This window comes from Cellvibrio sp. QJXJ, from assembly GCF_024452345.1.
GTDB lineage: Bacteria > Pseudomonadota > Gammaproteobacteria > Pseudomonadales > Cellvibrionaceae > Cellvibrio.
On the sequence record NZ_CP101662.1, the window covers coordinates 2600522 to 2612934 of the forward strand.

Below are 12413 nucleotides of genomic sequence, written 5' to 3' on the forward strand. Positions count from 1 at the left end.
ACGCTGTGACACAAGCGTAGAATTATTTAACTTCTACGAGTGCGCCAGCTTCTTCCAATTTAGCCTTGGCTGCATCGGCATCAGCTTTAGAAACAGCTTCTTTAACTGCTTTTGGTGCACTTTCCACCAAGTCTTTAGCTTCTTTCAAGCCAAGACCAGTCAGTTCGCGAACTGCTTTAATTACGTTAACTTTCTTATCACCAGCAGAAGAAAGGATAACGTCAAATTCAGTTTGCTCTTCAGCAGCAGCAGCTGGGCCAGCAGCTACAGCAACAGTAGCAGCAGCAGCGCTAACACCGAATTTTTCTTCCATTGCAGTGATCAGCTCAACAACATCTTTTACAGACATTTCTGCGATGGCATTGATGATATCGTCTTTAGTCAGAGACATGTCTCAATTCCTAATTAATGGAGCAACTTTGCTCGTTAAATCTAAAGTAAGTGCCAATCCGAAGATTAAGCAGCTTGCTGTTCTTTTTGATCGCGAACGGCCGCAATAGTGCGAACCAGTTTGCCAGCGGAAGCCTCTTTCATCACACTCATCAGGCGAGCAATAGCTTCGTCGTAAGTTGGCAGTGTTGCCAACATTGCGATGTTCACTAACTCACCTTCAAAGGCAGCAGCTTTCAACTCAAATTTGTCATTTTCTTTGGCGAAATCCTGAAGGATACGCGCACCAGCACCTGGGTGCTCGGTGGAAAATGCAATCAAAGTTGGCCCTACGAATTTATCAGCAAGACATTCGTAAGCTGTACCTTGCACAGCGCGACGGGCCAATGTGTTGCGGACGACTTTTACCCAGACGCCAGCTTCACGGGCCTGCTTGCGCAGAGCGGTCATCTTGCCAACGGTTACGCCACGAGAATCAGCGATAACAGCAGACAGAGCGCTCTTTGCAGCTTCTTGGACTTCAGCGACAATCGCTTTTTTGCCTTCAAGTCCTAATGCCACGGGATTTCTCCTGCATGGACAATCAATTGCAACTCGGATGTTGCGCCATTGATTATCGTTAACTACCGGCCCTGATAAACACATCAGAACCACTATTCGGTGATGTCATTTATTGCAATTAATTGCAGCAAATAGGGTCTCACCATCTGCGTAGGGTATTAAGTATGAACTTGTTGTCCAGACACCTACGGTCTTTGACGGCCCACTAAAATAGTGGACCCCAAAGTTCTTTCCACTCGCAAATTAAACGGCAAGTGATGCTTGGTCGATTACCAAGCCTGGGCCCATAGTCGTACTCAAGTAAATTTTCTTCAGGTAAATACCTTTCGATGTGGCTGGTTTGGATTTTTTCAAATCAGCAACCAATGCCTCAAGGTTTTCTTTGATCGCGATAGTATCAAAAGAAATTTTACCCAAGCCACCATGTACAATACCGCCTTTCTCGGCGCGATAACGAACCTGACCAGCCTTAGCATTTTTAACAGCAGTTAATACGTCCGGGGTTACTGTGCCGGTTTTTGGGTTAGGCATCAGACCACGTGGCCCCAAAACCTGACCAAGCTGACCAACAACTCGCATTGCATCCGGGCTAGCAATAACAACATCAAAATCCATTTTGCCAGCTTTGATTTCTGCAGCCAAATCATCCATACCTACGTACTCTGCTCCAGCTGCTTTTGCCGCTTCAGCATTTGCACCTTGAGTAAATACAGCAACACGCACAGACTTGCCGTTACCGTGAGGCAGCGTAGTTGCACCACGCACAGACTGATCTGATTTACGAGGATCAATGCCCAAGCTTATGGATACATCTACTGTCTCTGCAAATTTCACAGTAGACAACTCTTTTAACAGCGCAACAGCATCTTCAATTGAATACTGCTTGCTGGAATCAACTTTCTCGTTGATTGCACGTTGACGCTTAGTAATTTTTGCCATGTTATACGCCCTCCACTTCCAGACCCATTGAACGCGCAGAACCTGCGATAGTACGCACAGCAGCATCCATATCAGCAGCAGTCAAATCGGCCAGTTTTGTAGTTGCAATAGCTTCGAGCTGAGCACGATTTACTTTGCCAACTTTGTTTGTGTTAGGACGACCACTACCACTGGTAATACCTGCAGCTTTTTTCAACAAGAAAGATGCTGGCGGTGTTTTCATTACGAACGTGAAGCTACGATCACTGTACACACTGATAATCACAGGGACAGGAGAACCAACTTCCATACCTTGAGTCTGAGCATTAAATGCTTTACAGAACTCCATGATATTTACGCCGTGTTGACCAAGAGCCGGACCTACTGGAGGACTTGGGTTTGCCTTACCAGCTGCAACTTGCAGCTTAACGTAAGCGGTTACTTTCTTTGCCATGATATAACTCCCCTATGGGTATTAGCGCCTCGACTAGCTTTTTGGCAAAAACTAGCGTCTCAGGCTCCCCGCCTCAGCCTTTGACTGAGACACGAAAACCCCTCTTCACAACAAGATGAAGAGGGGCATTAAAACTTCAGACCATTAAGTTTTTTCTACCTGACCAAACTCCAATTCAACTGGTGTAGATCTGCCAAATATCAACACCGCAACACGAAGCTTGTTTTTATCGTAATTTACTTCTTCGACAACGCCATTGAAATCATTAAAAGGCCCATCAATCACACGAACCATTTCACCCGGCTCGAAAATTGTTTTTGGCTTCGGCTTCTCCATTGAATCGTCTACACGACGCAAGATGGCTTCCGCTTCTTTTTCAGTAATAGGTGCAGGTTGGTCAGCTTTACCACCAATAAAACCCATGACTCGTGGCGTATCTTTTACCAAGTGCCAAGTATCATCGTTCAATTCCATTTGTACCAAAACATAACCAGGGAAAAACTTTCTCTCACTTTTGCGTTTTTGGCCGCCCCGCATTTCAACTACTTCTTCAGTGGGAACCAAAATCTCACCGAAACTTTCTTCCATGCCATACAACGCGACGCGCTCACGCAAGGAAAGCGCAACTTTTTTCTCATACCCAGAATAAGCATGAACAACATACCAGCGCTTAGCCATACCAATCTATCCTATGATACTTGAGGCAACAAAACCAAATAGAGTATCAAGCAACCAGAGAATGATTGCCATTACAAAAACAACAGCCAATACAATAAGGGTTGTTTGATTGGTTTCTTGGCGAGTAGGCCAAACAACTTTACGCAGCTCAACAAGCGCACCACGCACAACATCTGATATCGCAGCACCTTTTGCAGTCTGCAACGCAATTGCAACAGCGATAGCTGCAAGCACTATAAGACCTAATGCACGATAGAGAATCGATTCAGCAGAAAAATGAGAATTACCAACTACACCAACAGCAATTACTGCAAAAACCAAGAGCCATTTTAATGCGTCAAGTCGATAAACTTTTTCTTCGGTATTTGCATTCATTATCGCAGGAAACCTTCATGAAATTTGGCAGGCCAGGAGGGACTCGAACCCCCAACACCCGGTTTTGGAGACCGGTGCTCTACCAATTGAACTACTGGCCTAACATAACAGAAGCAAATAGAGGGCGGAGAAACCGCCCTCCATATTAATTACTGAATGATTTTGGCTACAACGCCAGCACCAACAGTACGACCACCTTCACGGATAGCAAAACGCAAACCATCTTCCATCGCGATTGGGTGAATCAAGGTAACAACCATTTTAATGTTGTCGCCTGGCATTACCATTTCTACGCCTTCCGGCAATTCCACCGCACCAGTTACGTCAGTGGTACGGAAGTAGAACTGTGGACGGTAACCTTTAAAGAATGGAGTGTGACGACCACCTTCTTCTTTAGACAATACGTACACTTCTGATTCAAACTTGGTGTGTGGAGTCACTGAACCTGGCTTACACAGAACTTGACCACGCTCAACGTCATCACGCTTGGTACCACGCAACAGAACACCAACGTTCTCACCTGCACGACCTTCGTCGAGCAATTTGCGGAACATTTCAACACCAGTACAGGTGGTTTTAACGGTGTCTTTCAGACCAACAATCGCGATCTCTTCACCAACTTTAACAACACCACGCTCTACACGACCAGTTACTACTGTACCGCGACCAGAGATAGAGAACACATCTTCTACTGGCATCAGGAATGGTTGATCGATAGCACGCACTGGCTCAGGGATGTAGCTATCCAATGACTCAACCAGTTTACGTACCGCAGAGGTACCCAAACCGTTTTCATCTTCACCGTTCAACGCCATCAGCGCAGAACCAGCAATAATTGGGGTGTCATCACCGGGGAAGTCATAGGTAGACAGCAGCTCACGCAGCTCCATTTCTACCAACTCCAACATTTCGTTGTACTCTTCAGTGCCTACACCACCACAGTCTTCCGCCAACAAGTCAGCCTTGTTCAGGAATACCACGATGTAAGGAACACCTACCTGACGAGACAGCAGGATGTGCTCACGAGTTTGTGGCATTGGACCATCAGTTGCACCACACACCAGGATTGCACCATCCATCTGGGCAGCACCGGTGATCATGTTCTTCACATAGTCGGCGTGGCCTGGGCAGTCAACGTGCGCATAGTGGCGAGTTGGTGAGTCATATTCCACGTGAGAGGTATTAATGGTAATACCACGCGCCTTTTCTTCAGGTGCGTTATCGATACCATCATAACCAACAAACGCGCCACCCCAGCTTTCTGCACAAACGCGAGTCAGCGCTGCAGTCAGAGTGGTTTTACCGTGGTCAACGTGACCAATGGTGCCCACGTTGACGTGGGGCTTGTTACGTTCAAACTTTTCCTTCGCCATTGCGAGCGCCTCCTCAGACGTTAATAACAATCACACAGATAAAAAAGCTGCGAGAGGCACTCTCTCGCAGCATTATTTTGGAGCTCATAAGCAGATTTGAACTGCTGACCTCACCCTTACCAAGGGTGTGCTCTACCAACTGAGCTATATGAGCCTTAACCTAAAATATTTGGAGCGGGTAGCGGGAATCGAACCCGCGCCATCAGCTTGGAAGGCTGAGGTTCTACCATTGAACCATACCCGCTTTAATCAGATACTGGGCTTGCCACTTTACTTAATACCTTAAGCGCACTTAAGGCGAATATGGTGCAGGGGGATGGATTCGAACCATCGAAGCTTGCGCGTCAGATTTACAGTCTGATCCCTTTGGCCACTCGGGAACCCCTGCCGAAAACCGCCGGCATTTTCCGGCCCAAACTTGCAACTGTCAATCTATTTTTTCAATAAATTCACACAGTTATGTCAAAAAGCATACTCCAAATTGGAGCTGGCGAGAGGAATCGAACCCCCGACCGGCTGATTACAAGTCAGCTGCTCTACCTACTGAGCTACGCCAGCTTTTTGACCACCGCCGTTTGTGGAGGCGGAATTCTATTGAAAGTTCTAATGAGAAGCAACACCCAAACAATAATTTTGTCTCTTTTCGAGCCCTTTTTGTTTTCTTATAAGCTCTTCCCACACCGAATCGTCTATTTTCTCAGCAAAACCCTCTCCAATAACAACCCACGTCTCTTGAATTGTTTTAGGCATAATTTTTATCTGCGCGTCATAACCGTTATTTTTAATCTTTAACGACAACGCCTCTGCATCCTCATATTGAGAGAAGCGACCAAACGAGATACCGTTGGTGAGATCCCCTTTTGATATTATGTGGCTCTCAATATTTTTCCTCTGCAGCTCATGGAGCCTATTCAGCGCCTCCCGCTCAGAAACCTCTGGCACAAGGTAAACCCAAAATGACTCACCCTCCTTGATTTCGACTGGCACCACATGAACATCAGCCCCCAAGGCTGCAAGGCGCTCAACGGCGTACTCTGCCTGGAGCAGCTGCTCATAAGGACCAATCATGGTACAAAGAGGCGCACCTTCTTTTTGCACACCTTCTACTTGATTACTCAGCGAAGACACTTGAGTAAAATCTTTTTCAGCATCTACCTTCCCTCCGGAGCGCTCAGATAGCAATAATAGTGCCCCCGAAGAACCAGCATTCTCACTTGATTGAGCAACATACTGCTCGTCGCTTTTGGTCACGCCATTCACAAAAAAGTATTGCCGGACAAAGAAAAATATATTTGCAGCAAGAACCAGAAAAAAAATCGATCTCATTTACTCCTCCAGTGGCTCTAAGCCCTGCATTGCATACACAAGACCATCCAAAACCAGATCATTCATCAATCGCGCAGAGGGGAAATAGGGGATCAACTGAATCGCATCACCACCAGCAAACACCAGCCCAAAATCATCATTTCCGATACACTTACACAACTGAGCAATTGCATTATTAACCAAACCAATCAACATAGATGTGCAACCACCGCAAATAGCTGAAAAAGTGGACACGCCCAAGCCGTCATCCAACTGAACCATTTCTGCAGGCACAACAGATAGGCGTCGAGTACCAGCAGTGAGCGAGCCAATCATTAAAGAAAGACCTGGGGCGATAAATCCACCCAGATGAGCTCCACTTTTATCAACCACATCAACCGTCGCCGCGGTTCCCAGCGATAAAACAATGCACGCTCTTTTTTCTAAATGGTATGCAGCTAAAATTCCCAACCAGCGATCAACGCCCAGTGACTCGGGGGAAATATAAGCATTTCTCACCACACCGATCGATGCGCAACTTTTTACAAATAACGGCTCTATCGAGAAAACCCGCTTAGCCCATATGGCAAAACCTCTCTCCAACTCTTCATCCACGACACTGGCAACCCATATCGCCTTAACCTTACCCAAATAACGATCAAGCGCCGGCTCCATCAAGGCTAACGAGGAGCCAGTGACAAGAAAACCTCGTTCAAACATATCGTCCCCTTCCTTGAGCCTCCATTTAATTCGCGTATTCCCAATATCGACCTCAAGACGCATAATCCCCCCTCAAGGACAATTCTCCTCCATGAAAGATTTGCTCTTTGCCATCAACATCAAGCCGGAGAGCTCCTGTACTATCAACTCCACGCATAACACCCGTTCGCACGGTATTTCCGCTATGAATACTAACAGCCTGATTCATGTGCGCCGCAGACAGTGCCCACTCTTCTTTATAAGCCGCAAAACCAATGCGATGGTAATCAGATAGAATGAGCACCAATTCATCCAGCAAGGATGATGCGAGTTGATTCCTGGTAATTAGAGGAGCGCCTTGCTCCGCTAAAATATCATTCAGATTAATCCAGGGCTGATTAATTGAAGAGGCATGACCGTCATGCATTGATACATTAAGACCGACCCCAACCACCACCAAACAATAACCAGAAGGGTCGCCATTCATTTCAATTAGAACACCACCCAGTTTTTTGTCTTTATATAATATGTCGTTTGGCCACTTCAATTTCAGCCCGGAAATACCGTAATGACGCAGAGACCTGACCACAGCCAAACCAATTGCCAAACTAAGCCCCTCTAAGACAGCGACCCCGCCATCAAATCCCCACCCAATTGAAAGGTAAAGATTCTGCGCAAAAGGGCTAACCCAAATTCGACCTCTCCTTCCTCGGCCAGCCGTCTGATTTTCAGCCAAACAAACATGACGCTCCGGCTTATTTTGGCGCAAAAGATAAGAATTGGTTGAATCCACCTGCGCAAACACATTGATATTTAAGGACTCACATCGCCCCGAGAATATTTTGGACTGATCGAGTAAATCCAGTCCACCGCCAATACAGTAACCTTTTCCTTTCACCGAGATAAGATCAATGCCAAGCAACTCAAACTTTTTTAATGTTTTCCACACTGCCGCACGACTAACACCAAGTAAAGCGCCCAACTCTTCTCCAGAATGAAACTCTCCATCAGACAATAATTTCAGCGCCTGGCCTAATGAATTTGAATCAAATAGATTAAGGCTCATATCACTCCAGACAAATATGTGCGCTTGTATCGTGAGCCAATACTAGTAAGCACCTCATAACCCAGCGATTGATTATCTTTGATAAGCTTATCTAGCGGAAACTGCTCGCCAACAACGTCTATCGAAGAACACATCAAATCCTCATCTGATGCAGCGATATGGGACACATCAAATATCATTGAATCCATTGATATTCTGCCTATTGATTTTACTCGCTGCCCTAATAACATACCTTCAGGCTGAGCCCCTAAAGTTCTGTTAACCCCATCGGCATAACCTCCAGCTACTACGGCTACTTTTGCACCAGCAGATAAACTTACTGTGGCGCCATAACCAATCAATTCAGTCGCATCCAATCTGCGAATCTGCAATATTGGCAATGAGAGACGAACAACAGGAAGCATTGGATTTTTTTCTAAAGGTGTGGGATTAATCCCATAAAGTGCAGCACCAGGACGCACCAAATCAAAATGCCATTGCTTGCCTAAAAAAATTCCTGAGGAGTTAGCTAAACTAGCCTTAATCTGAGGCAATAATTTTTTGATGTACTGAAAGGATTTTAAAAAACGATCAAATTGCAAATTATTTTGTAGATGCACAAAGTCATCCGCGCAAGCAAGATGACTCATGAGCATCAGAGGATTAATAGCTTTTAAACGGGACTCATCGCCACAGAGTAAATAAAAATCACGCTCATCAAGACCAAAACGCGTCATCCCAGTATTGATTTTCAGTGCGGCAGCCGCATTTATTCCACAATCAGTCTTAAATTTCAGCCATCGCTCAACATCATAGGCTGAACAAATTACAGGGATAATATTTCTCGCATAAAGCTCCGAAACATCTACGTTTCGAAGCCCCCCCAAAACATAAACTACCGCATCGCCAGGCAAGTATGATCGGGCTGCAATCGCCTCATCTACAGACGCCAAAAAAAACTCTCTACAGCCAATAGCATGCAAGGCGAGACCAACTTCTGCTGCCCCTAAGCCGTAAGCATTCGCTTTAATGACTCCGGCCACATTTGACTGCGTTAAAGACGATAACTTTAACCAGTTATGCTGAATAGCGTTCAGATCAATAGTTAACACGCACAATCTCTCAAGGATCAAAAAACTTATCGCGCATATAAGCAGAGCCGCACGATAAAAGCCATTAGCAAAAGCTTTATTGGAGGCAAAAGACCATGAAAAAAATCAGCAAAAAAAACGCCCTGCAGATATCTGCAGGGCGTTCTGTATTTAAGAGCTTGACGATGACCTACTCTCACATGGGGAGACCCCACACTACCATCGGCGCTAAGTCGTTTCACTTCTGAGTTCGGAATGGGATCAGGTGGTTCCAACTTGCTATGGTCGTCAAGCAATTCGGTATGAGTTCGGAGGTCTTAGGATGTGTAGTACATCAGCCTCGATTGACTCAAATAGGGCGATGGAATGCAAAGTTTTGCTGTATGTATTTTTTGGATGCTTGCGTATCGTACAAGTCCGGTTGCAGATAAGTTTTACTTTCTGCCTGAATCGTAAACCGTCTAACAGTCGTTTCTGTTATATGGTCAAGCCGCACGAGCAATTAGTATCAGTTAGCTCAACGCTTCGCAGCGCTTCCACACCTGACCTATCAACGTCGTAGTCTTCAACGGCTCTTTAGGGGGCTTAAAGCCCCAGGGAGATCTAGTCTTGAAGGAGGCTTCCCGCTTAGATGCTTTCAGCGGTTATCCCGTCCGAACATAGCTACCGGGCAGTGCCATTGGCATGACAACCCGAACACCAGAGGTTCGTTCATTCCGGTCCTCTCGTACTAGGAACAACTCTTCTCAAATCTCCAACGCCCACGGCAGATAGGGACCGAACTGTCTCACGACGTTCTAAACCCAGCTCGCGTACCACTTTAAATGGCGAACAGCCATACCCTTGGGACCGGCTTCAGCCCCAGGATGTGATGAGCCGACATCGAGGTGCCAAACACCGCCGTCGATGTGAACTCTTGGGCGGTATCAGCCTGTTATCCCCGGAGTACCTTTTATCCGTTGAGCGATGGCCCTTCCATACAGAACCACCGGATCACTAAGACCTACTTTCGTACCTGCTCGACATGTCTGTCTCGCAGTCAAGCGTGCTTTTGCCTTTACACTAACCTCATGATTTCCGACCATGATTAGCACACCTTCGTGCTCCTCCGTTACTCTTTGGGAGGAGACCGCCCCAGTCAAACTACCCACCATACACTGTCCGTAACCCCGATAAGGGGCCGACGTTAGAACCTCAAACATACCAGGGTGGTATTTCAAGGACGGCTCCATCGAAACTAGCGTCTCGACTTCAAAGCCTCCCACCTATCCTACACAGATAGGTTCAAAGTTCAGTGCAAAGCTATAGTAAAGGTTCACGGGGTCTTTCCGTCTAGCCGCGGGAACACGGCATCTTAACCGCGATTTCAATTTCACTGAGTCTCGGGTGGAGACAGCGCCCCCATCATTACGCCATTCGTGCAGGTCGGAACTTACCCGACAAGGAATTTCGCTACCTTAGGACCGTTATAGTTACGGCCGCCGTTTACCGGGGCTTCGATCAAGAGCTTCGCTTGCGCTAACCCCATCAATTAACCTTCCGGCACCGGGCAGGCGTCACACCCTATACGTCCACTTACGTGTTTGCAGAGTGCTGTGTTTTTAATAAACAGTTGCAGGGGCCTGGTATCTTCGACTGCCAATAGCTTACGGGGCAAGCCCTTCACCATCAGCAGTGCACCTTCTCCCGAAGTTACGGTGCCATTTTGCCTAGTTCCTTCACCCGAGTTCTCTCAAGCGCCTTGGTATTCTCTACCTGATCACCTGTGTCGGTTTGGAGTACGGTCTCTTTTTACCTGAAGCTTAGAGGCTTTTCTTGGAAGCATGGCATCAAGCACTTCATGTTCCGAGGAACACTCGTCATCAGTTCTCAGCCTTAGCATCCCGGATTTACCTAAGACACCAGCCTACGACCTTAAACACGGACAACCAACGCCGTGCTGCTCTAGCCTTCTCCGTCCCCCCATCGCAGTAAAAAGAGGTACAGGAATATTAACCTGTTTCCCATCGACTACGCGTTTCCGCCTCGCCTTAGGGGCCGACTAACCCTGTCCCGATTAGCGTTGGACAGGAACCCTTGATCTTCCGGCGGGGGAGTTTTTCACTCCCCTTATCGTTACTCATGTCAGCATTCGCACTTCTGATACCTCCAGCATGCTTCTCAACACACCTTCGACGGCTTACAGAACGCTCCCCTACCCCACATACAAAGTATGCAGCCGCAGCTTCGGTTGCTAGTTTTAGCCCCGTTACATCTTCCGCGCAGGCCGACTCGACTAGTGAGCTATTACGCTTTCTTTAAAGGGTGGCTGCTTCTAAGCCAACCTCCTAGCTGTCTAAGCCTTCCCACATCGTTTCCCACTTAACTAACATTGGGGACCTTAGCTGGCGGTCTGGGTTGTTGCCCTCTTGACAACGGACGTTAGCACCCGCTGTCTGTCTGCCATGATTGCACTCCAGGGTATTCGTAGTTTGCATGGGTTTGGTAAGTCGGGATGACCCCCTAGCCCAAACAGTGCTCTACCCCCCTGGGTGAGACATGACGCGCTACCTAAATAGCTTTCGGGGAGAACCAGATATCTCCCGGCTTGATTAGCCTTTCACCCCTATCCACACGTCATCCCCAAATTTTTCAACATTTGTGGGTTCGGTCCTCCAGTTAGTGTTACCCAACCTTCAACCTGCACATGGATAGATCGCCGGGTTTCGGGTCTATTGCCAGCGACTAGACGCCCTATTAAGACTCGCTTTCGCTACGGCTCCCCTATACGGTTAACCTTGCCACTGACAATAAGTCGCTGACCCATTATACAAAAGGTACGCAGTCACAGAACAAGTCTGCTCCTACTGCTTGTACGCACACGGTTTCAGGATCTATTTCACTCCCCTCACAGGGGTTCTTTTCGCCTTTCCCTCACGGTACTGGTTCACTATCGGTCAGTTGGGAGTATTTAGCCTTGGAGGATGGTCCCCCCATATTCAAACAGGATATCACGTGTCCCGTCCTACTCGTTTTCATGACTAAGGCATTTTCGTGTACGGGGCTATCACCCTGTATCGCGGCACTTTCCAGAGCCTTCCACTAACACCAAAGCCACTTAAGGGCTGGTCCCCTTTCGCTCGCCGCTACTAAGGGAATCTCGGTTGATTTCTTTTCCTCCGGGTACTTAGATGTTTCAGTTCCCCGGGTTCGCTTCCAGCAGCTATGTATTCACTGCAGGATACTTACTAAAAGTAAGTGGGTTCCCCCATTCAGAGATCTCAGGATCACAGCTTGTTTGCCAGCTCCCCTGAGCTTATCGCAGGCTCCTACGTCTTTCATCGCCTCCAACTGCCTAGGCATCCACCGTGTGCGCTTAGTCGCTTGACCATATAACACAAGCGACTGCTTTAACGATTTACAACATTGATACGCTCACGATAATAAGCGCATCGTATGAGTATGATTCGCCGGACTTTTGTGTAGAGATACACAAGACATCCATAAATCAGCAATTTATTACTTTACATTCCACCTTGTTAAAG

General features: G+C 47.1%; 11 protein-coding genes, 5 tRNA genes and 2 rRNA genes. All 18 read right to left on the reverse strand.

What is annotated here, in order from left to right; genetic code table 11:
• Window positions 1–22: 22 nt before the first annotated feature.
• The gene (gene rplL, locus NNX04_RS11260; RefSeq protein ID WP_007644449.1) at window positions 23–391 is read right to left on the reverse strand and encodes a 50S ribosomal protein L7/L12; all 369 of its coding nucleotides are present in this window, start codon (window positions 389–391) and stop codon (window positions 23–25) included.
• A gap of 65 nt (window positions 392–456) precedes the next feature.
• Window positions 457–951: a 50S ribosomal protein L10 gene (rplJ, locus tag NNX04_RS11265; RefSeq protein ID WP_007644448.1), complete on the reverse strand. Its 495-nt coding sequence runs from the start codon at window positions 949–951 to the stop codon at window positions 457–459.
• A 243-nt stretch (window positions 952–1194) separates the two neighbouring features.
• Window positions 1195–1890 (reverse strand): 50S ribosomal protein L1, encoded by a 696-nt coding sequence (gene rplA, locus NNX04_RS11270; RefSeq protein WP_261945810.1) that lies wholly within the window; start codon window positions 1888–1890, stop codon window positions 1195–1197.
• A gap of 1 nt (window position 1891) precedes the next feature.
• Window positions 1892–2323 (reverse strand): 50S ribosomal protein L11, encoded by a 432-nt coding sequence (gene rplK, locus NNX04_RS11275; RefSeq protein ID WP_040393157.1) that lies wholly within the window; start codon window positions 2321–2323, stop codon window positions 1892–1894.
• A gap of 144 nt (window positions 2324–2467) precedes the next feature.
• Entirely contained in the window at window positions 2468–3001 is a 534-nt protein-coding gene (gene nusG / locus NNX04_RS11280) for a transcription termination/antitermination protein NusG (RefSeq protein WP_040393155.1), read from the reverse strand.
• Window positions 3002–3007: 6 nt separating this feature from the next.
• Entirely contained in the window at window positions 3008–3376 is a 369-nt protein-coding gene (secE, locus tag NNX04_RS11285; RefSeq protein ID WP_007644444.1) for a preprotein translocase subunit SecE, read from the reverse strand.
• 25 nt (window positions 3377–3401) lie between these two features.
• Window positions 3402–3477, reverse strand: a tRNA-Trp gene (locus NNX04_RS11290).
• 48 nt (window positions 3478–3525) lie between these two features.
• Entirely contained in the window at window positions 3526–4749 is a 1224-nt protein-coding gene (gene tuf, locus NNX04_RS11295) for an elongation factor Tu (RefSeq protein WP_007644455.1), read from the reverse strand.
• A 78-nt stretch (window positions 4750–4827) separates the two neighbouring features.
• A tRNA-Thr gene (locus NNX04_RS11300) sits at window positions 4828–4903 on the reverse strand.
• A 16-nt stretch (window positions 4904–4919) separates the two neighbouring features.
• A tRNA-Gly gene (locus NNX04_RS11305) sits at window positions 4920–4993 on the reverse strand.
• A 60-nt stretch (window positions 4994–5053) separates the two neighbouring features.
• Window positions 5054–5137: transfer RNA gene (locus tag NNX04_RS11310), tRNA-Tyr, on the reverse strand.
• 94 nt (window positions 5138–5231) lie between these two features.
• Window positions 5232–5307 (reverse strand) — tRNA-Thr (locus NNX04_RS11315).
• A 45-nt stretch (window positions 5308–5352) separates the two neighbouring features.
• Window positions 5353–6075: an SPOR domain-containing protein gene (locus tag NNX04_RS11320; protein ID WP_261945811.1), complete on the reverse strand. Its 723-nt coding sequence runs from the start codon at window positions 6073–6075 to the stop codon at window positions 5353–5355.
• On the reverse strand, window positions 6076–6837 hold the full coding sequence (locus NNX04_RS11325; RefSeq protein ID WP_261945812.1) for a type III pantothenate kinase: 762 nt from the start codon (window positions 6835–6837) through the stop codon (window positions 6076–6078).
• Entirely contained in the window at window positions 6827–7819 is a 993-nt protein-coding gene (gene birA, locus NNX04_RS11330) for a bifunctional biotin--[acetyl-CoA-carboxylase] ligase/biotin operon repressor BirA (RefSeq protein ID WP_261945813.1), read from the reverse strand. The genes NNX04_RS11325 and birA overlap by 11 nt, the downstream gene beginning before the upstream one ends.
• Window positions 7816–8910 carry an alanine racemase gene (alr, locus tag NNX04_RS11335; protein WP_261945814.1) on the reverse strand — a complete coding sequence of 365 codons (1095 nt, stop codon included), beginning with the start codon at window positions 8908–8910 and terminating at the stop codon, window positions 7816–7818. Before alr ends, birA begins: the two co-directional genes overlap by 4 nt.
• 156 nt (window positions 8911–9066) lie before the next feature.
• Window positions 9067–9182, reverse strand: a 5S ribosomal RNA gene (gene rrf / locus NNX04_RS11340).
• A 188-nt stretch (window positions 9183–9370) separates the two neighbouring features.
• Window positions 9371–12258, reverse strand: a 23S ribosomal RNA gene (locus NNX04_RS11345).
• Between the last annotated feature and the right edge of the window lie 155 nt (window positions 12259–12413).